This is a genomic window from Gordonia sp. NPDC057258 (assembly GCF_042668985.1).
Lineage (GTDB): Bacteria > Actinomycetota > Actinomycetes > Mycobacteriales > Mycobacteriaceae > Gordonia > Gordonia hongkongensis.
Window position 1 is genome coordinate 136,833 of the sequence record NZ_JBHUXZ010000009.1, and the last position, 20,954, is coordinate 157,786.

21 protein-coding genes are annotated in these 20,954 nt (G+C 68.2%); 7 read left to right on the top strand and 14 right to left on the bottom strand.

Annotation, left to right across the window (positions count from 1 at the left end):
* Positions 1 to 18: 18 nt before the first annotated feature.
* Complete coding sequence (locus ACFUEJ_RS09395; protein ID WP_068970639.1) at positions 19 to 681, bottom strand: TetR family transcriptional regulator; 663 nt, start codon at positions 679 to 681, stop codon at positions 19 to 21.
* A 161-nt stretch (positions 682 to 842) separates the two neighbouring features.
* Between ACFUEJ_RS09395 and ACFUEJ_RS09400 the strand changes: the two genes are divergently transcribed.
* The 4 genes from ACFUEJ_RS09400 to ACFUEJ_RS09415 all read left to right on the top strand — a co-directional run bounded on the left by ACFUEJ_RS09400 (position 843) and on the right by ACFUEJ_RS09415 (position 4,423).
* Positions 843 to 1,958, top strand: coding sequence for a ferredoxin reductase (locus tag ACFUEJ_RS09400; RefSeq protein WP_388028847.1), 1,116 nt, complete (start codon positions 843 to 845; stop codon positions 1,956 to 1,958).
* 69 nt (positions 1,959 to 2,027) lie between these two features.
* Complete coding sequence (locus ACFUEJ_RS09405) at positions 2,028 to 3,242, top strand: fatty acid desaturase family protein (RefSeq protein WP_388028850.1); 1,215 nt, start codon at positions 2,028 to 2,030, stop codon at positions 3,240 to 3,242.
* 90 nt (positions 3,243 to 3,332) lie between these two features.
* On the top strand, positions 3,333 to 3,824 hold the full coding sequence (locus ACFUEJ_RS09410) for a hypothetical protein (protein ID WP_058250802.1): 492 nt from the start codon (positions 3,333 to 3,335) through the stop codon (positions 3,822 to 3,824).
* Between the two features lie 101 nt (positions 3,825 to 3,925).
* Positions 3,926 to 4,423 (top strand): DUF4395 domain-containing protein, encoded by a 498-nt coding sequence (locus ACFUEJ_RS09415; RefSeq protein ID WP_058250803.1) that lies wholly within the window; start codon positions 3,926 to 3,928, stop codon positions 4,421 to 4,423.
* Between the two features lie 11 nt (positions 4,424 to 4,434).
* Here the strand turns inward: ACFUEJ_RS09415 and ACFUEJ_RS09420 are convergent, their stop codons facing one another.
* The 11 genes from ACFUEJ_RS09420 to ACFUEJ_RS09470 all read right to left on the bottom strand — a co-directional run bounded on the left by ACFUEJ_RS09420 (position 4,435) and on the right by ACFUEJ_RS09470 (position 15,430).
* Positions 4,435 to 4,611: a hypothetical protein gene (locus ACFUEJ_RS09420; protein WP_175404283.1), complete on the bottom strand. Its 177-nt coding sequence runs from the start codon at positions 4,609 to 4,611 to the stop codon at positions 4,435 to 4,437.
* A 30-nt stretch (positions 4,612 to 4,641) separates the two neighbouring features.
* Positions 4,642 to 5,589 (bottom strand): Ppx/GppA phosphatase family protein, encoded by a 948-nt coding sequence (locus tag ACFUEJ_RS09425; RefSeq protein WP_159370423.1) that lies wholly within the window; start codon positions 5,587 to 5,589, stop codon positions 4,642 to 4,644.
* Complete coding sequence (locus ACFUEJ_RS09430; protein ID WP_058250805.1) at positions 5,586 to 6,122, bottom strand: DUF501 domain-containing protein; 537 nt, start codon at positions 6,120 to 6,122, stop codon at positions 5,586 to 5,588. Before ACFUEJ_RS09430 ends, ACFUEJ_RS09425 begins: the two co-directional genes overlap by 4 nt.
* The gene (locus tag ACFUEJ_RS09435) at positions 6,119 to 6,793 is read right to left on the bottom strand and encodes a septum formation initiator family protein (RefSeq protein ID WP_058250806.1); all 675 of its coding nucleotides are present in this window, start codon (positions 6,791 to 6,793) and stop codon (positions 6,119 to 6,121) included. The genes ACFUEJ_RS09430 and ACFUEJ_RS09435 overlap by 4 nt, the downstream gene beginning before the upstream one ends.
* 12 nt (positions 6,794 to 6,805) lie before the next feature.
* The gene (eno, locus tag ACFUEJ_RS09440; RefSeq protein WP_058250807.1) at positions 6,806 to 8,089 is read right to left on the bottom strand and encodes a phosphopyruvate hydratase; all 1,284 of its coding nucleotides are present in this window, start codon (positions 8,087 to 8,089) and stop codon (positions 6,806 to 6,808) included.
* A 184-nt stretch (positions 8,090 to 8,273) separates the two neighbouring features.
* Positions 8,274 to 9,062, bottom strand: a complete 789-nt coding sequence (locus ACFUEJ_RS09445) for a lytic transglycosylase domain-containing protein (RefSeq protein WP_058250808.1) — start codon at positions 9,060 to 9,062, stop codon at positions 8,274 to 8,276.
* A gap of 177 nt (positions 9,063 to 9,239) precedes the next feature.
* Positions 9,240 to 10,169: a formylglycine-generating enzyme family protein gene (locus ACFUEJ_RS09450; RefSeq protein WP_388028858.1), complete on the bottom strand. Its 930-nt coding sequence runs from the start codon at positions 10,167 to 10,169 to the stop codon at positions 9,240 to 9,242.
* A complete protein-coding gene (gene cysC, locus ACFUEJ_RS09455) occupies positions 10,166 to 12,088 on the bottom strand; it encodes an adenylyl-sulfate kinase (protein WP_311277981.1) in 1,923 nt (640 codons plus the stop codon). The genes ACFUEJ_RS09450 and cysC overlap by 4 nt, the downstream gene beginning before the upstream one ends.
* On the bottom strand, positions 12,088 to 13,077 hold the full coding sequence (gene cysD, locus ACFUEJ_RS09460) for a sulfate adenylyltransferase subunit CysD (protein WP_264186743.1): 990 nt from the start codon (positions 13,075 to 13,077) through the stop codon (positions 12,088 to 12,090). The genes cysC and cysD overlap by 1 nt, the downstream gene beginning before the upstream one ends.
* Complete coding sequence (locus ACFUEJ_RS09465) at positions 13,074 to 13,883, bottom strand: Stf0 family sulfotransferase (protein WP_058250810.1); 810 nt, start codon at positions 13,881 to 13,883, stop codon at positions 13,074 to 13,076. Before ACFUEJ_RS09465 ends, cysD begins: the two co-directional genes overlap by 4 nt.
* A gap of 140 nt (positions 13,884 to 14,023) precedes the next feature.
* A complete protein-coding gene (locus ACFUEJ_RS09470; protein ID WP_388028862.1) occupies positions 14,024 to 15,430 on the bottom strand; it encodes a sulfatase in 1,407 nt (468 codons plus the stop codon).
* A gap of 324 nt (positions 15,431 to 15,754) precedes the next feature.
* On the opposite strand from ACFUEJ_RS09470, the gene efeU reads away from it, so the two are divergent.
* Genes efeU through efeB form a run of 3 tightly spaced genes read left to right on the top strand, consistent with a single transcriptional unit; the run spans position 15,755 to position 19,181 of the window.
* Positions 15,755 to 16,654 (top strand): iron uptake transporter permease EfeU, encoded by a 900-nt coding sequence (efeU, locus tag ACFUEJ_RS09475; protein ID WP_388028889.1) that lies wholly within the window; start codon positions 15,755 to 15,757, stop codon positions 16,652 to 16,654.
* Positions 16,651 to 17,859, top strand: a complete 1,209-nt coding sequence (efeO, locus tag ACFUEJ_RS09480; protein ID WP_388028865.1) for an iron uptake system protein EfeO — start codon at positions 16,651 to 16,653, stop codon at positions 17,857 to 17,859. The genes efeU and efeO overlap by 4 nt, the downstream gene beginning before the upstream one ends.
* Positions 17,856 to 19,181, top strand: a complete 1,326-nt coding sequence (gene efeB / locus ACFUEJ_RS09485; RefSeq protein ID WP_388028868.1) for an iron uptake transporter deferrochelatase/peroxidase subunit — start codon at positions 17,856 to 17,858, stop codon at positions 19,179 to 19,181. Before efeO ends, efeB begins: the two co-directional genes overlap by 4 nt.
* A 21-nt stretch (positions 19,182 to 19,202) precedes the next feature.
* Here efeB and ACFUEJ_RS09490 read toward each other — a convergent pair whose 3' ends face one another.
* The gene (locus ACFUEJ_RS09490; RefSeq protein WP_058250812.1) at positions 19,203 to 19,853 is read right to left on the bottom strand and encodes a GntR family transcriptional regulator; all 651 of its coding nucleotides are present in this window, start codon (positions 19,851 to 19,853) and stop codon (positions 19,203 to 19,205) included.
* Positions 19,854 to 19,887: 34 nt separating this feature from the next.
* Entirely contained in the window at positions 19,888 to 20,919 is a 1,032-nt protein-coding gene (locus ACFUEJ_RS09495) for an isopenicillin N synthase family dioxygenase (RefSeq protein WP_388028870.1), read from the bottom strand.
* Positions 20,920 to 20,954: the final 35 nt, after the last annotated feature.

Genomic DNA, 20,954 nt, shown 5'->3' on the forward strand with positions numbered 1-20,954 from the left:
GCGTCCGATCCCCGCTGGTCAGTCGGTCGACGGGCGCCATTGACCCATGCCGAGGAAGACCATCACGAGTTGTCGCTCGGTGCGCTCGACGATCTCCTGCTCGGCGGAACGTCCGCGATACTCACCGTCGAGCAGATCGGCCACCGCGGTGAGCATGATGATGACGATCAGCTCCGCTGCCAGTTCGAGGTCGTCGGACTGCCACCGTGCCAGGTCCGGGATCCGGGCGAGATCGATCGCGAGTTCCTTGGAGAACAACCGGAGTTCGGTGCCGATTGCGCGACGGATCTCGGCGATGCCGCCCCGTTGCTCGCGCACCAGGAACCGGAATTGCGACTCGTTCTCGCGGACGTGCCGCAGCAGGATGGCCAGCGAGTTCTGCGCGGTGGGCAGGGCGTCACGCGCCGCCAGGTCGCGTCGTCCCTCACGCAGCGCCCGTCGCAGGACGCGCATCGAGTCCTCGACGACGGTGACCCCGAGATCCTCCATCGATGCGAAGTGGCGATAGAAGGCGGTCGGCACGATCCCGGCGCCACGGGCGACCTCACGGAGGCTGATGCTGCCGAAACTGCGCTCGCCGACCAGTGACCGCGTGGTGTCCAGCAACGCCTGTCGCGTCTGGTTCTTGCGGTCCGCACGGGTCTGCGCATCGCGCCGGCTCGGCTCTCGCGTGCGTGTCACGCACCCGAGTCTATGCGTCGGGTCGGCCGACGCGACGCAGAGGCACAGGCGGTGTCGTGACGGCAGTCACGTCGACCAACACTTGACGATCGACTGTCGCCCTGTGTCACACTTGCCGGTGTACACATGTACACCGAAACACACCGAACGGAGCCCAGCCCATGAGCATCCGCACACCCCAGGACCAGACCCGCGCCGGCACCGGCGCCGAGCCCGGCCGGTGGAGCCGTCTGGTCGGTTCGATCGTGGAGGCAGCGCTGTCGCCGCATCCGGTCGACCGCTACCTCGAGTTGCTCGATCCGATGATCACCTGGCGCGATCTGCGCGGCGAGATCACCCGTGTCGAGCGTCCCACGTCGCGCACCGTCCGCCTCACCATTCGTCCGACCCGTCAGTGGCGAGGCCACGAGGCCGGCCAGTTCGTGCAGCTCAAGGTCGTCATCGACGGAGTCCGGCACACCCGCTGCTTCTCGCCGGCCAACGCCGCCGCGGGCCCGCACGGCGAGATCGAGCTGACCATCACCGCACACGACGACGGCTTCGTGTCCACCCACCTTCGTGAGCACGCCCGCGCCGGGGACGTCGTCGGGCTGTCCGCCGCCGACGGCGAGTTCGTGCTTCCCGACACCGACCCGACGTCGGCGGTCTTCGTCAGCGGCGGCAGCGGGATTACACCTGTACTCTCAATGGCGCGCACACTCGTCGCCCGACAGTACGCGGGACCGATCACGTTCGTGCACTATGCGCGCACCCCGGCCGACGTCGCCTACCGCGACGAGCTGCGTGAACTCGCGGACAGCCATCCCCGGTTCGACCTGCGCGTGTACCACACGCGCGACGACGGACACTTCAGCGCCGACCACCTCGAGGGAATCCCGGGGTTGTCCGACGCCGACGTGTTCGTCTGCGGCCCCGCCGCCCTCATGGACGAGGTCGCACGGGTCCATGCCGAACTCGCCATCAGCCAGCCGTTGCACAGCGAGGCCTTCGCGCCGGTCATCCCGGCCGTCGACCCGGATTCCGTCGAGGGCGAGGTCACGTTCTCCTCGTCGGGAACGTCGGCGGCCAACGACGGCCGTCCGATCCTGGACCAGGCCGAAACGGCCGGGCTCACGCCCGAATCCGGGTGCCGGATGGGGATCTGCTTCTCCTGCGTCGCGACGAAGAAGTCGGGGTGCACCCGCAACGTCCTCACCGGCGAGATCGACGACGAGTCGGACACCCAGATCCAGCTGTGCATCAGCGCGCCGGTCGGCTCGGTCGACATCGACATCTGATGCCCACGAGCTGATCCCCCAGATCCACCCTTCCCAGCCACATCTCCTCTCCGAGAAGGAGGCAATGCCATGACCATCGACATCAGCCGTGACGTCGAGACCACCATCGACGACAACCTGCCCGCGCTGCATCGCGTCGGCTCCGACCAGAAGGTCGCGGACGACCCCAACACCGTTGTCATGTCCTACGAGCAGGTCGAGGCGCTCGGGCGAGACCTCGACGCCCTGCGGGCCCGGATCGTCGCCGACCTGGGCCAGAAGGACCGCGACTACCTCTACTCGGTGATCCGCGCCCAGCGCGGTTTCGAGATCGGCGGACGCGCACTCATGTACCTCGGGTTCTTCCCGCCCGCATGGATCGCCGCGGTGGGCGCCCTCTCGGTGTCGAAGATCCTCGACAACATGGAGATCGGCCACAACGTCATGCACGGTCAGTACGACTGGATGCGCGAGGACACCTACAACTCCCGCGAGTTCGAGTGGGACACCGTCTGTCCGGCCGACCAGTGGAAGCACAGCCACAACTACCTGCACCACACCTTCACCAACATCCTGGGTGAGGACCGCGACATTGGTTACGGCATCCTGCGAATGGACCGCGATCAGAAGTGGAACCCCTACTACCTGGGCAACCTCGGCTACGCGACCGCCCTCATGCTGCTCTTCGAGTGGGGCGTCATGCTGCACGACCTCGAAGCCGAGAACGTCATCGCCGGCAAGCGCAAGTGGAGTGACGTCAAAGGCCTGCTGAAAGGCATGTGGCGCAAGGCCGGTCGTCAGGTCCTCAAGGACTACGTCGTCTTCCCCGCGCTCACGGGCCCGCTGTTCGTCCCGACCCTCATCGGTAACGCGACCGCCAACCTGGTGCGCAACGTGTGGACCTACTCGATCATCTTCTGTGGCCACTTCCCCAGCGGTGCACAGACATTCACGTCCGAGGAATGCCAGAACGAGACGCGGGGCCAGTGGTACCTGCGGCAGATGCTCGGTTCGGCCAACATCACCGGCAGCCCGTTGTTCCATGTGATGAGCGGCAACCTCTCGCACCAGATCGAGCACCACCTCTTCCCCGACATCCCGGCCAGTCGCTACCCCGAGATGTCCGCGGAGGTCCGGGAGATCTGCGAACGCTACGGACTGCCGTACAACACCGGCTCGCTGAGCCACCAGCTCGCGTCGACCTGGAAGAAGATCGCGAAGCTGTCGTTGCCCAACTGGATGACGCGCGACGACAACGATCTCACCGTCATCGTCGAGCGCGAGAAGCCCGCCTCGGTCGCCTGACGCCGGTTTGATCGGTGTGCCCCGGGGGTAGGCTCTGGGCACACCGATCAGGCTCCAGCCGCAACCAACTGCAGGGGGATTCCCGAAGCGATGGTCGACAGCATCGAACGCAACAAGGATCTGTTCCAGGAATTGATCGAGTCCACGGCCACCCATGTCGGCCGGATAGCGACCATCATCACCGGAGCCGTTGCGGGCGTGACCCGCGAGATCGGTGAGATCGTGACCGACGGGTTCGAGATGCGCGAGGCCGCCCGCAAGGCCAAAGCCGACGCGCACTCGCGATACGACGCGAGCGGCATCATCGACGCCGAGTTCGCGGACGCATCGTCCGAGGTGGACACCTCGGCCCCGTACGCCGAATCCGAACAGGCCAGAGAGGTGACCGGAGTGGACATGGACGAACTGCCAGACCGCATCGACGTCGGCGAGCAGGCCGGTATCGACCAGGAGGGCGAGGTCTCCCGCGAGGCGGAACTCGCCTCCGACGGCGGCGAGACCGACAAGGACGAACCGGACGTCGACGACCCGCGGGACATCGCCGCGTCCGAGCCGCGAATGGACCCGACCGCAGGGTCCTGACCGGCGCCGATCGATTCACCCTGGGCGCAATCGTTGCCCGATGGGGCCGTCGCACGTACCTTGGTCGGCGATTGTCCCCGCTCTCCGGAGGTTGTTGCCCGATGTCGGTGCGCTCTGTCCTCACGTTCCCGAACCCGGTCAACGACTACGCCGCGCGCAGTACCGCCGGGTTGGTCGTCGTCCTCGCGATCATCGCGGTGTCGGCGAACACGCCCGTGCTCTACGGCATCCTCGCCCTGGGGTTCGCGCTGCGTGTGGCATCGGGACCGACCCTGTCGCCTTTCGGGCAACTCTCGGTGCGCTTCCTCGTGCCGAAGATCATCCGCAAGGAGAAGCTGGTCCCGGGGCCGCCCAAGCGGTTCGCCCAGACCATCGGCCTCGTCGTCAGCGGGACCGCCTTCGTGCTCAGCCTGCTCGGCTACGGGCTCGCCGCCCAAATCGCCACGGGCGTGCTGATCGCCGCCGCTACGCTCGAGGCCGTCTTCGGCTTCTGCCTGGGCTGCACGATCTTCGGATTCCTGCAGCGCCGCGGTGTCATCCCCGAGTCGGTCTGCGAGGCGTGCAACAACATCTCGCTGCGCGATCCGGCTGCCGTCTGATCCGACGCCGCTCAGCCGTCGGACTTCACCGAACGGTCGGGAACGGTCATGGCCACCATCATGATCTCGGTCTCGCTGTAGTCGCGGCCGGGATGTTCGGCGGCGAGGTGGGCCTGGACCGACGGCACGAAGTCGGCTTCGAGGGCCGTGATGGACTCACCGCAGGGGCAACGCAGGTTGTATGCCATGCGACGCATGGTAACTGGATCGAGCATTGCTCAGTCGAGTATTCCCAACGCGATCCCGTCGAGGATGTCGTGTTCGCTCACGACTAGTTCGTCGATACCGGCACTTTCCGACAGCACTCTCGCGAGCTCGAGGGTGATCAGTGATCCGCCGCCGATGACGTCGACGCGCCCGGGGTGCATCGGTCCGAGCGCCGCGCGGTCGGCGCGTGTCATACCGATCAGGTTCCGGCAGACCCGGTCGAGTTCGGGCAGCGAGATCGTCGACAGATGGATCGCGTCCGAGTCGTACTCGGGGAGGCCGGCACCGAGCGCGGCGAGCGTCGTCATCGTGCCGGCGACGCCCACCCAGGTGCGAGCGGACTGAACCGGCACCGCGGCGAACGCCTCGGCGAGACGTGCGCGTGCGAATTCGGTCGCCGCGGCCAGCTCCGCCGGCGTGGGCGGGTCGGACGGCAGAGCACGCTCGGTCAGCCGAACACACCCGATGTCGGCCGAGTACGCCGCGGTCACACCGTCCGCATCGCCCAGGACGACTTCTGTCGAACCGCCGCCGAGGTCGGTGACCACGAAAGGCCCATCCGCCGAATCCAATTCGCCGACTGCCCCGCGGAACGACAGCCGCGCCTCCTCGTCGCCGGTGATGACCTCGGCGATCGCGCCTGCGGACACGCACCCGAGCAGATCGGCGGTCATGGCGAAGAACTCGTCGCGATTCGACGCGTCGCGGGTCGCGGAGGTGGCGACCATCCGCACTCTCTCGACGCCGAGCGCTTCCATCGTGTCGACATAGTCGCTGAGGGCGACCCGCGTCCGCTCGATCGATTCCGCGGCGAACATCCCGGTCGCGTCGACGCCGTAACCCAGTCGGACCACACGCATCTCACGATGGAGATCGACGAGTCGCCCGTCCGGGCCCGGCTTCGCCACGAGCAGGCGGATCGAGTTGGTGCCGCAGTCCACGGCTCCGACGACGGTCACTCGTCGGTCCCCGTATCCGACGGCTCGGGCCAGTCCTCCGGAATCGCGCTGCCGCGCAACCCGTTCGCGGCCGCGAGCGCCACCGCCTCGTCACCGAGAGGATTGAGCCCGGGGCCCTTGGCCAGGGAGTGCGCGATCAGGACGTGCAGGCACTTCACCCGGTCCGGCATACCGCCACCGGTGAAATCGGTGCCGAGGGGTTCGATCGCGTCGCGTTCGGCGAGATAGTCCTCGTGCGCACGGCGGTACGCCGCGGCGAGTTCGGCGTCGTCGTGCAGGCGCGCGGTCATGCCCTTCATGACACCGGCCGACTCCTGGCGGCTCGCCTCGGCGGTCAGACGCGGATCGGTCAGGTAGTACAACGTCGGGAACGGTGTGCCGTCGGGCAGCCGGGGCGCGGTCTTGACGACCGCGGGCTTCCCGTCAGGTGTGCGGTAGCTGATCTCGAGGACCCCGCGCGGTTCGCGTCCGAGCTGGGCGGCCACCGTGGCGAGATCCTCCGCGGAGACACCGTGGCCGGAGGAGGAGCTCACTGCACGCCGGGAGGGGTCGACAGCGTGTCCCAGAGATTTCCGTACCACGGTGCGCGGGCGCGCTCTTCGGCACGTTCGGCGGCCTCGCGCCGTGCCTCGTCGGCGGGGAACAACATCACGAGCGGGATCTCTCCTGGTTTGACGAACTGCAGGCGCGTCCGCGCCTGGGCCTCGATGTAGGCGGGATCGTTCTGCTCGTTGACCTTCTGCTGATAGTCCGCGACCTCGCGTTGCAGCTGCTCGTTCGACGCGGTCAGCTGACGGAATTCCGAACGCTGACTGAAGTACGTCCGCAGCGGCATCGCGAGCGTCAGTGCCACCACGCACACCACCACGACGGTGATGACGAGCGTCGCAAGGCCGGCCGGGGTCATCTCGACACCACGCAGGCGGGCGCCGATGCCGGCGCGGGCCGGACGTCGGCGGGTTCGAGGCACGCGCTCCGGCGCCACCCGACGGACCCCGGAATCCGAGGTGTCGTCGGCGACCGGTGCGTCGAGATCGGCGGGAACCTCGTGCCCGGCCGCCTCGACCGCTTCCTCGGGCGCCGCCGACGACGCAGGACGAGCGTGCCGCCGCGTGCGACGGGCGCGTTCGCGTGAGCGCGCGTCTACCCGACGATCGCGCCCACGCTGACGCCCGTCACCGCGGTGACGTCGCTGCGAAGCCATGCAGACAGCTAATCACGAACCAAACGAGAAACGCGGGAAGGCGAGGTCGCCCGCGTACCGTGCCGCGTCGCCGAGTCCTTCCTCGATCCGCAGCAGCTGGTTGTACTTGGCGACGCGCTCGGAGCGGGCCGGAGCGCCGGTCTTGATCTGTCCACAGCTGCAGGCGACGGCGAGGTCGGCGATGGTGGTGTCCTCGGTCTCACCGGACCGATGACTCATCATCGTCTTGTAGCCGTTGTTGTGCGCGAGTGCGACGGCGTCGAGGGTCTCGGTCAGGGTGCCGATCTGGTTCACCTTCACGAGCAGCGCGTTGGCGATGCCCTTGGAGATCCCCTCCTCGAGACGCTCGGGGTTGGTGACGAACAGGTCGTCACCGACGAGCTGCACCCGGTCGCCGATCGACTCGGTCAGCTTGGCCCAGCCGTCCCAGTCGTCCTCGGACAGACCGTCCTCGATCGAGACGATCGGGAAGTCGCTGATGAGCTTCTCGTAGAACGACACCATCTCGTCGGCGCCGAGTTCCTTGCCCTCGAGCTTGTAGGCACCGTTCGAGAAGAACTCGGTCGCTGCGGCGTCGAGCGCGATGACGACGTCGCGGCCGAAGTTGTAGCCGGCCTTGCCGACCGCCTCACCGATGACCGCGATGGCCGCCTCGGTGTTGGGCAGGTCGGGGGCGAAGCCACCCTCGTCGCCGAGTGCGGTGCTCATGCCCTGCTTGCTCAGGACGCCCTTGAGGGCGTGGTAGACCTCGGCACCGCACCGCAGCGCCTCCTTGAAGGTCGGCGCGCCGACCGGGGCGATCATGAATTCCTGGAAGTCGATGCCGTTGTCGGCGTGCTCGCCACCGTTGATGATGTTCATCATCGGCACCGGCAGGATGTGGGCGTTGGGTCCGCCGATGTAACGGAACAGCGGCAGCCCGGCCGATTCGGCCGCGCCCTTGGCGACCGCGAGCGAGACACCGAGCAGCGCGTTGGCGCCGATACGGCTCTTGTCGGGGGTGCCGTCGCAGTCGAGCAGTGCCTGGTCGACGAGGCGCTGTTCCTCGGCCTCGATCCCGATCACGGCCGGGGCCAGTTCCCCGAGGACACCCTCGACGGCCTTGGTGACGCCCTTGCCCAGGTACCGGTCGCCACCGTCGCGCAGTTCGACGGCCTCGTGTTCGCCGGTCGACGCCCCGGACGGCACGGCGGCCCGGGTGAAGGTGCCGTCATCCAGGACGACCTCGACCTCGACCGTCGGGTTGCCCCGCGAATCGAGAATCTCACGCGCACCTACCTGCTCGATGATTGCCACGGTTGCACCCCAATCTCGGTGGACGAGTTCGTCGGCGTGATCCCAGGAGATGTGTCCTCCGACGGGGCCGCCTACGCCGACGACGGCCGGGTCTGGTGCCGGCCGATAGGCAAGAGCCTAGTGGCTGCGCCGAAGCCGCACGTGACAAGGTCGACGCAAGCGCAGAAGGCCTTCCCGGCAGGGTTCAGAAGCGGACGTTGATCGAGTAGGCGTTGGCGTGATCGCGCACGTCGAGGACGTAGGCCATCGAGTTGTTGTAGGTCCGGACGGCCTTCTCCCACCCTTCCGGCGTCGTCATGTCGTTGCCGGCGGAGACACACAGATAGCGGGCCGCCGAGAGGGCGGCGTCGTCGATGTTGTCGGGGTCGGGGACGCCGTCACCGTTGGCGTCGACGCCGTAGCGCTTCCACGTCTCCGGGATGAACTGGAACGGCCCCATCGCTCGATCGTGGGTGGCGTCGCCGTCGAGTGCGCCGCCGTCGGTGTCGAGGATCTCCATGTTGCCGCGGGTGCCGTCGAGTTTGACGCCCCGGATGGGCGGGTTGACGTCGCCGTTGTCGGCCACGTCGGAGCCGCGGTAGTGGCCGTGTTTGCTCTCGACGCCGGCGATCCCCGCCAGCGTGGTCCAGTTCAGTCCGCACTCGGGGTGTTGCTGGCGCTGGATCTCGGCGGCGTTGCCGTAGGCCTGGAGCGAGACGACCGGGATACCGGTGGACTCCGCGATGGGCACGGCCCAGTCGTGCATCCTGTCCGCGGTACGCCCGGGTGCGTTGATGTCGATGTAGGGCTGGGGCACGCCCGCCCCCGGCGGGATGCCCTCCGGGATGTCCGGCCTGGTCAGCGACGGCAGGTCGATGCAGCCGGCCAGCAGCACCGACGACGCGACCGCCACGGCCGAGGCCATGAGGCCGTTCCTCCACGGGTTCGGCCGCCTCGACTCCCGACGCGCCGCATCCCGGCCCTCCACACGCATTCCTGCCCTACTCCCCTCTCCGGTCCGACGACTTTCGGGCGGACACCGCCCGAGGGGAACCACGATCGCACAGCCGATCGGGTCTCCCGGAAATCGACACACAGTCTGCTGATCCAACTGACCACGGCGGAGTTCGGTTCCCAGCGACGTGTGGACGGGTTGTCGGCCGGATGGATGTCAGCCGGCCGCGGGACCGACGGTCCGGAACCCGATGTTGCTCGCCGTCGACTCCGGCGTGTTGTGCGATCGCGCAGCGACCCGGTAGCGATGACAGTACGAGTCGTGGCAGAGATGGCTGCCGCCCCTCAGGACGCGAGCGCTTCCCCGGCCCGGCCCCAGCGGGTTGCTGCGGTCGGACACGCGGTAGTACCGGGCGCTGAACGTGTCGGCGCACCATTCCCAGACGTTGCCGGCGCACTGGTACAGGCCGAAGCCGTTGGGCTCGAAGTCCCGCACGGGCACGGTGCCGACCCGGGCGGTCGGCGCATCCGGGAACTCGCCGCGAAAGATGTTGCAGCGGGGCTCTTCCGGGGTCGGCTCCGCGTCCCCCCACGGATATCGTCGGCCGCGCAACCCACCCCGCGCCGCGTACTCCCACTGCGCTTCGGTGGGCAGGACACGTCCGGCCCAGGCGCAATAGGCCTGCGCGTCGCGGTGGCTGACGTGGACGACGGGGTGGTCGGCCAGATCGTCGACCCGGCTGCCGGGACCCGCCGGGTGGCGCCACGACGCACCTTCGACCGCGAGCCACCACGGTGTTCCCGGCACGGGTTTGCCCGGCGCGGTGGCGTAGGTGTGGAACACCGCGGAACCGCCGAATCGCTCGGCATCGGTCTGGTGTCCGGTCGCCGCGACGAACGTGGCGAACGCGGCGTTGGTCACCGTCGTCGCGTCGATCGAGTACGCACCGAGCTCGACCTCGTGCACCGGTCGCTCACCGTCGGTGCGGTACCCCTCGTCGAACGCGTCCCCCATGGCGAAGCCCCCGGCCGGGATGTCCACCGTCTCGATCGGGTGCACTCCGGGACCGCCACCGGCGTGCTCGGCCGGCGGGAACGGCGCACCCGGGCCGCCGTGCGCGGGTCCCGGGGGATGACAGCAACTCACCCCGCCATGATGCCGCGATCCATCAGCGCACCGAGGATGAGCGACGCCAGCCGGTCGATGTCCGCGCCGGTGGTGTCGAATCGCAGATCGGGGCTCTCCGGACTCTCGTAGGGCGCATCGATACCGGTCAGCCCGCGGAGTTCGCCGCGACGCGCTCGTTCGTAGAGGCCCTTGGGGTCGCGGCGTTCGCATTCGGTGACCGGCGTGGAGACGTGGACCTCGATGAAGTCGAGGTCGGCGGCGCGGTGCAGTTCACGCGCGATCTCCCGGTCGGAACGCAGCGGCGAGACCATCGACGCGATCGCGATGACCCCGGCGTCGGCGAAGAGTCGGGCCACGTGGCCGACACGGCGGATGTTCTCCGCGCGGTCACCGGCGGAGAAGCCGAGGTCGTCGGAGATCCCGTGCCGGATGTTGTCGCCGTCGAGGAGGTAGGCGACGCGCCCGCGGCTGACGACGGCCCGCTCGAGCGCGACGGCGACGGTGGACTTGCCCGACGCCGGTAGACCGGTGAGCCACACCGTCGCTCCGCGCTGCCGGGTGTGCGCCCATCGTTCCGCACGCGCCAGCGAACTCGGATGCCACTTGATGTCGTTGCGCGTCGCCTTACCCGGGATGACCTCGCGCGGCTCGAGGATCGTCCCCGCGCCGACCGTGTCGTTCGAGGCCTCGTCGATGAGGATGAACGCGCCGGTGTCGCGGTTGCTCGCATAGGGGTCGGCCGGCACCACCGACGACGTCCGCAGCGTGACGGTGCCGATGTCGTTGAGCACGAGCTCACCGGGGGCGACGTGCTCGATGAGGGTGTCCGGGTCGAGGCGCCGCTCGAGGGACTGGACGGTGGCGCGGACCGTCGACGGGCCGTGCTTGAGGGCGACGCGGTCACCGGCCCGCAGCGGCGAGTTCGACAACCAGCACACGTGCGCATCGATCTCGCGGGCCAGGACCGGTACATGCGCTCCGTCCGCACCGCTCACGATGACGTCGCCGCGACCGATGTCGATGTCGTCGGCGACCTGGATTCCCACCGAGAGAGGCGCCACCGCAACGTCTCTCGTGGGATCGAGGGTATCGAGCGCAGTGATGGTCGAGCGGCTTCCCGACGGCAGCACGACGATCTCGTCACCGACGCGCAGTGTTCCGGAGGCGAGCCGGCCGGTGTAGGTGCGCCGGTTCGACTCGCTGGGACGCGACACCCACTGGATTGGAAGGCGCAGTTCCTCGGTCACCGGCGCGGGCGCGTGGAGCTCGACGTCCTCGAGGTACTCCAACAGCGTTGTCCCGGAGTACCACGGGGTGTTCGACGAGCGGTGCACGACGTTGTCCCCGTGCTTGGCGGCCACCGGGATCGCCGGGATCTCCCCGATCCCGAGTTGCACCGCGAGTTCGGCGAGGTCGGCCCGGATCTCGTCGAAACGGTGCTCGGAGTAATCGACGAGGTCGATCTTGTTGACCGCCGCGATCACGTGCGGCACGCCCACGAGAGTTGCGATCCGGGCGTGGCGTCGGGTCTGCCGCAGCAGGCCGTGCCGGGCGTCGACGAGCAGGATCGCCACGTGCGCGTTCGACGCCCCGGTGAACATGTTGCGGGTGTACCGCTCGTGTCCGGGGGTGTCGGCGAGGACGTAACTCCGTGTGGGCGTGGAGAAGAAGCGGTAGGCGACATCGATCGTGATGCCCTGTTCGCGTTCGGCGCGCAAGCCGTCGGAGAGGGCGGCCAGGTCGACATCACCGTCGCCGTCGGTGACCGCGGCGAGATGATCGGTCGGCAGACTGCCGGTGTCGTGCAGAATCCGGCCGATGAGCGTGGACTTGCCGTCGTCGACACTGCCCGCGGTCGCGATCCGCAGGAATTGCCTTGCGGACGTGCTTGTTTCGTCACCGGCGGGGACGACCGGCTGTGGCGAGGTGAGAGTCATCAGAAGTATCCTTCGCGCTTGCGGTCTTCCATGGCGGCGCTGGACGTGCGGTCGTCGGCGCGGGTCTCCCCGCGTTCGGAGACGGTGGATTCGCTGATCTCGGCGATGATCTCGGCGATCGTGGTGGCCCGCGAGCGAACCGCCCCGGTGATGGTCAGGTCACCGACGGTGCGGTAGCGCACCCACTCGGTCCGTACCTCCTCACCGTCGCGGGGCCGTGAGTACTCCGAGACCGAGAGCAGGATCCCGTCCCGGTCGAAGACCTCCCGCTCGGCGGCGAAATAGATGGAGGGCAGCTCGAGGCCCTCGAGCTCGATGTAGCGCCAGATGTCGGTCTCGGTCCAGTTCGAGAGCGGGAACACACGCACCGACTCCCCACGACGGATCCGCCCGTTGTACAGCGACCACGGTTCGGGTCGCTGGGCGCGGGGATCCCATTGCCCGAACTCGTCGCGGAAGCTGAAGATGCGCTCCTTGGCGCGGGCACGCTCCTCGTCGCGGCGGGCGCCGCCGAACGCGGCGTCGAATCCGCCCTCCTCCAGCGCATCGAGCAGGGTGCGGGTCTGCAGGCGGTTCCGCGAACCCGACGGGTCGGTGGACTCGGCGACTCGTCCGGAGTCGATGGACTCCTGGACCGAGGCCACGATGAGTTCGATGCCCTCGGGATTCTCGGCGGTCGGCGCGACCCGTCGGTCACGGAATTCGATCACCTCGTCGAAATTGTGGCCGGTGTCGACGTGCATGATCGGGAAGGGCAGGGGCGCGGGCCGAAATGCCTTCTCGGCCAACCGGAGCAGGACGATGGAGTCCTTGCCGCCGGAGAACAGCAGCACCGGCCGCTCCAGTTCCGCCACCACCTCGCGGATGATGTGCACCGCCTCGGCCTCCAGCACCCGGATGGCGGTCACATGGTCGAAGTCGTCGGCGTCCCCGGGCCGGGCCCGGTCGCCGGTCGCCCGGTCGAGCGAGGTCTCGTCTACAGCGGTCACAGTGGGTATCCGTTTCGTTCGGCGTCTTCTCGATAGCGTCGGGCCCACTCCTTGGACCGCGAATTGGACTGTGGCTTCAGCGGTGGCGGCGGCGCCAGCTCCGGGTCCTGCCCGATCTTCTCCAGCACCAGTGCGGTCGCCTTCGTGGGATCGGTGACCAGGTCCCGGAACCCGATCTCGAGCGGTTCGATCCCCTCGGCGGCGAACCAATTGCGCCACTGTCGTTCCTGGTCGCTCAAGATGCCGGCGAGATGGGCGATACCGCCGGCGTGATACACCGCCTCGTCGTGCTCGTCGGTGTCCGAGCCGTCGTGCCGCCACACGCGGGTCTGCACCGCGCGCCACATCGACACCGCTTGCGGCACAACATCTTCTCGATGGACGTGCACGTAGAGCGGATCGGCTCCGTCGAACAGCCAGCGGACGGCGCCGCGCAACGAACCCGACGCGACCCGGCTGCGCGAGATCAGCAGCGGCGTCTGGTTCCACATGAGCTTGCCGCCCCACACCCCGTTCGGCGTGCGACCCGCCGCCCGCACGTCCGAGCGCCAGGTGGCCGAATCGCGGGTGTCCACCACCCCGGGATCGAGTGGCTCCAGGAGCTCGAGGATGGTGGGATCGCTGACACCGGCGAACCATTCACGCGGCTGCGGAGCCGCCGAGGAATCCGAGAAGTACTGGAAGAACTCCTCCGGACGACCCGCGACGCCGGTCGCGGCGAGCGACTCCACCAGCAGCGTGCTGCCGCTGCGCTGGCTGGCACACACCAGATAATTTGCCGGTCCCGACGAGGACTTCGCTGACATGAAAGACGAGTCTAGCGAGCGGGAAAAGCACCGCAAGCTGGCCTTTTACGCGCAGCCGGGTCGAAACCATTGACACCGAGACCGCGCTGTGGGTGTCGTGAGATCGCGTGTCCGAGATGACGCTTTCGTGCCGACGCCCCTCAGCGCTCGCCCGATGTGATGTCCCCCGCCAACTCGCGACGGGCACCCAGCGGACGCCGGGACGGCAATGCCTCCTCCTCGGCCTCGACCTGCGCCGCCTTGGCGTGGAATGCGTCCATGAAGGCCTCCGCCGTCGCCGTGCCGGCCGCTTCATCGGGCAAGTCGTCATGGGTGCGCTCGCGCCAATCGGCCAACGCCCGCGCGAGCTCGTCCCGGACATGCGCATACGACGGGTCGTCGGCGAGGTTGTTGCGCTCATGCGGATCGGAACGCAGGTCGTAGAGCTCGACCCGCGACCGATCCTGTTGCACCTCTTGCCGATCCAGCGACCGCGCCGACAAACTGTCGGCGATGTCGAGCGGGAGCAACAACGCCGGCCGCGCCGCGTAGTTCTCGATGTAGCTGAAGTCCTTGGTGCGCACGGCCCGGATCGGGTCGAAGGCATCATGGTAGGTCTTCTCGGTGAACACCTCGGTGCGAACGGCCGTGGATTCGGTTCCCACCAGCGCGGGGGCGTGCGAGTCACCGTCGACCGTGTCCGGGATGTCGACGCCCACCAGGTCGAGCAGCGTCGGCGTGAGATCGACCCCCGAGAACAGATCGTCGTAGACCGTCGGCGTGATCCCCAGCCGCGACGGCGGGCGCATGATCAATGCGATCCCGGTGCCCTCTGCGTACAGCGTCGATTTCGCCCGTGGGAACGCCAGACCGTGATCGGTGACGAACACGATCCAGGTGGAGTCGTCGAGACCGAGTTCGGCGACGGTGTCGAGGAGCCGGCCCACGGCCGAGTCGGCCTTCGTGATCGAGCCGTGCAGACCCGCCAGATCGTCGCGCACGTCGTCGGTGTCCGGCAGGAACCCGGGCACCGCGATCGTGCTGGTGTCCGCCGGCTTGTACTCGTCGACCGGGTAGGGCCGATGCGTCTCGAAGAAGCCCGCCGTCAGGAAGAACGGCCGATCGTCGTGCGCATGTCGTCGCAACCAGTCCTGAGACCGGTCCACCACGTAGTCGCAGCGCGAGTCGGACACGTCCACGGAGTCGAAACCGAGCCGGCCGGGGTCCGCGCTCTCGTGCTGCATCCCGAAGAGTGCCGAGCGGTAGCCGGCACGCGCGAGGAGAGCCGGCAGGGTCTGCACGTCCGGGAAGTACTCGAACCCGTGGTGGGCCAGGCCGACGAGCCCGTTGCCGTGCGGATAGCGCCCGGTGAACAGGGAACCGCGGGCCGGTGAGCACAGCGGCGCCGTCGCGTGTGCGTCGGCGAACCGGATGCCGACGGCCGCGAGGTCGTCGAGGACGGGACTCTCGACGCCATCGGCGCCGTAACACCGCAGATGGCGACCGAGATCGTGCCAGTGCACCAGGATCACGTTGTCACTGTGCGCGGTGCCGGGGGTGGAGACCATGCACCCATGATGACCCAGTTGATTCTCGTCCCGGGTGCCACCCGTTCGGACCGATTCCGACAATCCGCTCACCGCACAGCGAGACGACATCAAATCATCGTGGGTGAAAGTCCAGGCCGGGCGGGAATCCGCCGACACAGGCGGCCGAACGGGTCGATTCGCCCTATCCCGGACGTCGTTTCGGGTCTAACGTTCATGGTTGGTTAGCCTCAGCGAACCTTCGCGCGCGAGGGGTACCGAGAAGGGACGACTTTCGTGACACTGGTTGCGGCGCATGGCCGCTTGCTCGCAGCAGCGGGCGACGCGCCTTCGACGTTCACGCAGATGTTCGGCAGTGGCTTGATCGGGTTACGCGAAGGGCTCGAAACCGGCATAGTGGTCATGGTTCTCGTCGCGTATGTGGTCAAGACCGGCCGGCGAGATGCGCTCAAGTGGATCTGGTCGGGCGTGGCCGCCGCGGTGGCGATGGTCGTCGTGGTGTTCCTGGTGATCCACTTCGGCACGTCGACCATGACCCCGCTCGCGGCCGAGACCATCGCCGGGATCGCCTCACTGGTCGCGGTCGTCATAGTCACGTTCATGGTGCTGTGGATGAGCAAGGCCGCCCGGCACATCTCCACCGATCTCAAGAGCGGGATGTCGCGGGCACTCGTCGCCGGCCGGGCCTCGGTGATGGGGTTGGCGTTCCTCGCCGTCGGGCGGGAGGGGTTCGAGACCGCCCTGCTGATGGTCGGCTACGCCGAGAGTGTTTCCGGCGGATTGTGGCCGCTGATCGGCTTGCTGCTCGGGGTCGTGGCCGCGGTCGCGCTGACCGTGCTGATCTACCAGGGCGCGATCCGACTGGATCTGCGTCTGTTCTTCATCTACACCGGGGTCTTCCTGATCTTCGTGGCGGCCGGGATCCTGACGTACGGCATCGGCGCCCTGCAGACCGTCGGGTGGCTGCCCGGGCACGGAGCCGTCGCCTTCGACATCTCCGAGGGTTACGACGCGTCGTCCTGGTACGGCACCGTGCTCGGCGGCATCTTCAACTTTCGGCCCGACCCCACCGTCCTGCAGGTCGTCGCCTGGGTCGTGTACGTGGCCGTCGTGCTGACGATCTTCTGCCGACGGCAACTGACCCCGGCTCCCGAAGCCTCCCCCACCGGCACCTCCGCGCCGGGAACGACGACCACGCAGAACCCCGCATCCGCGGAATCCGCAACCGAAAGGAACCCTCAGTGAATCGCAGAACCGTGATGGCCGCCGGCGCGGCCGCGGCACTCGTGTTGCCCGTGCTGCTGGCCGGCTGTACCCAGAAGGCCACCTCGGACGGCGCGATCACGGTCACCTCCACCAACGATGCGTGCGAACTGGCGAGCAGCGAGGCGACCACGGGCGACGTCGACTTCGCCGTCACCAACTCCGGCGACAAGGTCACCGAGTTCTACGTGTACGGCAACAACAACCGTGTACTCGGCGAGGTCGAGAACATCGGCCCCGGGCTGTCGGGCAATCTCAGCGTCGAGATCGTCGAACCCGGCACGTACACCGTGGCATGCAAGCCCGGAATGGTCGGCACCGGTATCCGCACCGAACTCACCGTCGGCGGCGAGCGCAAGGAGAAGGCCGACGTCCCCGCGGACGTCACCGCCGCGAAAGGCCAGTACCTCGAGTACGTCCGCAACCAGCTCAACACCCTGCACGCGCAGGTGACCACCTTCGTCGGCAGCGTCAAAGCGGGCGATCTCGACGCCGCTCGCGCCCAGTTCGGGCTCGCGCGCACTCCCTACGAGCGCATCGAGCCGGTCGCCGAGTCGTTCCCCGACCTCGACCCAGCCATCGACATGCGTTGGGACGACACCGAAGACGGCGCCCAGCCGTTCACCGGCTTCCACCGCATCGAACGTTTCCTGTGGCCGCCGCAACCGGCCGAGATCGGCGATGCGCCCGGCCAGATCACCCCAGCCGATGCACAGAACGCGGCCGCCACCGACAACCCGCAGACGATCGCGCCGGTCGCCGACCAGCTCCTCGCGGACGTGACAAAGCTCCGAGACGAGGTCAACGCATCCGGGTTCGAGTTCGAGACCGGGTCGTTCGTGAAGGGCCCCCAGGCGCTCATCGACGAGGTCGCCGCCACCAAGATCGACGGCGAGGAAGACCGGTACTCGCACACCGACCTGTGGGACTTCGCCGGCAACCTGGACGGCTCGGAGACCGCGATCGCGACTCTACAGCCGATCATCGCGGCGAAGGACCCGAAGCTGATGGACACCATCACCGCCCAGTTCGCCACGGTCCGCGACTCGGTGAACACCTACCGCTCCGGCGACGGGTACGTGTCCTACACCGAGGTCTCCGCCGACCAGCGCAAGGCGATGTCCAACCAGATCGACGCCCTGTCGGCGACCCTGTCGCAGGTTCCCGGGATCGTGTTGGCCCAGTGAGTGATCCGACCCCAGACCCGCGCGACGCGGAGTCCGACGCCCCGCCCCGGTCCCCACGGCGCGGGTTCTCCCGCCGCGCGGTGATCGGCGGCGCCGGCGCCGGATTGGTCGTCGCCGCGGGCGGGGTCGCGATCGGGCGGGCGTCCGCGTCCTCGGAGTCCCCGCCCAAACAGATCGTCGACTTCCACGGCGAGCGCCAGGCGGGCATCATCACCGCGGCGCAGGACCGGCTCCACTTCGCCAGCTTCGACGTCGTCACCGACTCCCGCGCCGACCTCATCGCGATGCTGCAACGCTGGACCGCGGCGGCCGAACGGATGACCCGCGGGGAAGAGACGGTCGACGACGGCGCGACCGGACTCGGTGACTACACACCGCCGGCCGACACCGGCGAGGCACTCGGCCTCGGTGCCGCAAACCTCACCCTCACCATCGGTTTCGGTCCGGGGCTGTTCGGCCCCAGCGCCGCCGACCCCGCGCGCCCCGACCGATTCGGCATCGGCAATCGTAAACCCGCTGCCCTGCAGGATCTCCCCGGTTTCGCGGCGGAGAAGATCGAACCGGCACGGTCTTACGGCGACATCTGCATCCAGGCATGTGCCGACGATCCTCAGGTCGCGGTCCACGCGATCCGCAACCTGGCCCGCATGGCCTTCGGCGTGGCCGCGGTGCGGTGGTCCCAACTCGGTTTCGGACGCACCTCGTCGACCACCCAGTCGCAGTCGACCCCGCGCAACCTGTTCGGGTTCAAGGACGGAACCAACAACCTCCGGGCGGAGGACACCGAGCTGCTCGACCGCTGGGTGTGGGTCGGCGCCGAGGACAACCCGCCGGCCGCCCGCTGGATGACCGGCGGTACCTACCTCGTCGCCCGACGTATCCGCATGGACATCGAGCCATGGGACCGCGCCCACCTACTCGAACAGGAACAGATCGTCGGCCGCACGAAAGCGGCCGGCGCACCGCTGGGACAGACCGACGAATTCGACACACCCGACTTCGCGGTCACCTCCGGCCGCACACCGGTGATCCCCCGCGACGCCCACATCCGGCTTGCACATCCCGACAACCTCGGAGGTGTCCGGATCCTGCGGCGGGGGTACAACTTCACCGACGGCTCGGACGGATTCGGCCACCTCGACGCCGGCCTGTTCTTCATCGCGTTCAACCGCGACACCGGCCGCCAGTTCGTACCGATGCAACATGCCCTGTCCCGCAAGGACGCGATGACCGAGTACCTCATCCCCAACGGGTCGTCGGTCTTCGCGATACCTCCCGGACTCGCCCCCGGTGAATGGTGGGGACAAGACCTCTTCGACTGATCCGCGGCCGCTGAAAGGGCCTCAGGTACGGAGCAGCCGGACGAGCACGCCGGCGGCGTGGGCGCGCGCGGCCCGGTCCGCTTCGTCGGCGTCACCGACCTCCAGTGCCGCGACGATCCGGCGGTGCTCGGTCACGGCGTGCCGACGGTTGTCCTCGTGCGACCACATGTCGGATCGGTAGAGATGTGACTGGGTGTCGAGCTTCAGCAGTGCGTCGCACAGCGGGGCGTTTCCCGACAGCGACCGGACCGCGGTGTGGAAGTCGAGATCGAGTTCGGCGTCGCGTCGGTGATCGGGCTCGGTCTCCAGCAGACGTTCCTGCTCACGAACCCGATCCCAGAGCCCGGTCAGCTCGGCACGGGTCACCCGGATGGTGGCCTGGCGCGCGGCGAGTCCGTCGAGGACCTCACGAACCTCGAAGACGTGCCGCAGCATCTCGTCGTCGAGAACAGCCACCTTCGCACCGACACGAGGCGTGTAGACCGCCAGCCCGTCCATGACGAGTTGTTGGACCGCCTCGCGCACCGGGCTGCGGGACACGTCCAGTCGGGCGGCCAGACCGGGAACCGAGAGCGACGCACCGGGTTCGAGCGTGCCGTCGAAGATCTCGTCGCGTATCCGGCGCAGGACCGACTGCATGAGCAGCGCGCCGTCGTCTCCGTTTCCCGTCATGATCGTCCCAGCGTAGAAGGCCGATGCCCCGGCCTCATCCCGCGGCCATCACGCGCTGCGCCTCGCGCTCGGCGCCGACGGGTGCGATTCCGCTCTTCATCCCGGCGAGTTTCGCATCGATGTTCTCGGCGACGGTGATCGGCGGATATCCCGGGTGGTCGGTACGCGCACACCCGGGCAGCGTCTCGATGACGGCATCGGCGTTGCCGTCGAAGAAAAACGCTGCCGACCGACGACGCAGGATCCGGCCGTCGACGACGGGTGGGTCGACGCGGTGGACAGTCGAGCGCCACCGGTCGTTCGTCCACCGCGCCATGGCGTCGCCGAGGTTGACCAGCAGGGCGCCGTCGGCGGGTGCCACGTCGTGCCACCGCCCCTCGTGATCGAGCACCTGGAGCCCGGGCACCTGGTCGGCCCACAGCACGGTGAGGATGCCGAAGTCGGTGTGCGCACCCATCCCGGTCAGCTCCCCGGCGAGTTCGACCTCGCCTTCGGGGAGGGTGTAGTTGTTGAGCTTCAGCGCGTCGATGGAGTGGTCGGTCATCCCGTCGAAGTAGCCGGGCGGCAGTCCGAGCGCATCGGTGAAGGCGGTGAGCAGAACTCGCGAGAGGCCCCGCGCCGCGTCGAACCAGGATTCGACGGCCGGGCGGAATCCCGGCGCCGCGTCCGGCCAGGTGTTCGTCGGGTAGCTGGTCTCCGGCAGGTCGAGGCCCGGGAACCAGGCACCCTCCGAGCCGACGGTGAACGCCTCGTAGAAGTCGTTCATCTGATTCGCCGCGGCCACACCGAGACTCATGCTCAGCGACTCACTCTTCGGCGGGCTGTAGCCACGATTCTGCCCCGGGCGGGCGTATTGCTTCTTCACCTCGAGGGGCAGCGCGTAGAACTCGTCGAGCGCCGCGGTCAGTCCGTCGATGACGTCGGGTGCGATCCCATGACCGACGACCTGGACGAAACCGACGCCGCCACAGGCGTCGTCGAGGGCGCGCGCCACGCCGTCCCGGCCCGCGGCCGAGCTGTCCGGGTCGAGGTAGGGCGCGATGTCGATGGTGGGAACGGTGAACATGAATCCTCCGGATGGGTTCGGGTCGAGGTGGTTGC

Bases quoted from the DNA above. Each gene is read 5' to 3' on its own strand.
- ACFUEJ_RS09400 (WP_388028847.1), top strand. From the start codon at position 843: ATGAGCATCCGCACACCCCAGGACCAGACCCGCGCCGGCACCGGCGCC.
- ACFUEJ_RS09405 (WP_388028850.1), top strand. From the start codon at position 2,028: ATGACCATCGACATCAGCCGTGACGTCGAGACCACCATCGACGACAAC.
- ACFUEJ_RS09410 (WP_058250802.1), top strand. From the start codon at position 3,333: ATGGTCGACAGCATCGAACGCAACAAGGATCTGTTCCAGGAATTGATC.
- ACFUEJ_RS09415 (WP_058250803.1), top strand. From the start codon at position 3,926: ATGTCGGTGCGCTCTGTCCTCACGTTCCCGAACCCGGTCAACGACTAC.
- ACFUEJ_RS09420 (WP_175404283.1), bottom strand. From the start codon at position 4,611: ATGGCATACAACCTGCGTTGCCCCTGCGGTGAGTCCATCACGGCCCTC.
- ACFUEJ_RS09435 (WP_058250806.1), bottom strand. From the start codon at position 6,793: ATGGCTTCGCAGCGACGTCACCGCGGTGACGGGCGTCAGCGTGGGCGC.
- ACFUEJ_RS09445 (WP_058250808.1), bottom strand. From the start codon at position 9,062: ATGCGTGTGGAGGGCCGGGATGCGGCGCGTCGGGAGTCGAGGCGGCCG.
- cysC (WP_311277981.1), bottom strand. From the start codon at position 12,088: ATGACTCTCACCTCGCCACAGCCGGTCGTCCCCGCCGGTGACGAAACA.
- ACFUEJ_RS09465 (WP_058250810.1), bottom strand. From the start codon at position 13,883: ATGTCAGCGAAGTCCTCGTCGGGACCGGCAAATTATCTGGTGTGTGCC.
- ACFUEJ_RS09470 (WP_388028862.1), bottom strand. From the start codon at position 15,430: ATGGTCTCCACCCCCGGCACCGCGCACAGTGACAACGTGATCCTGGTG.
- efeU (WP_388028889.1), top strand. From the start codon at position 15,755: ATGTTCGGCAGTGGCTTGATCGGGTTACGCGAAGGGCTCGAAACCGGC.
- ACFUEJ_RS09490 (WP_058250812.1), bottom strand. From the start codon at position 19,853: ATGACGGGAAACGGAGACGACGGCGCGCTGCTCATGCAGTCGGTCCTG.
- ACFUEJ_RS09495 (WP_388028870.1), bottom strand. From the start codon at position 20,919: ATGTTCACCGTTCCCACCATCGACATCGCGCCCTACCTCGACCCGGAC.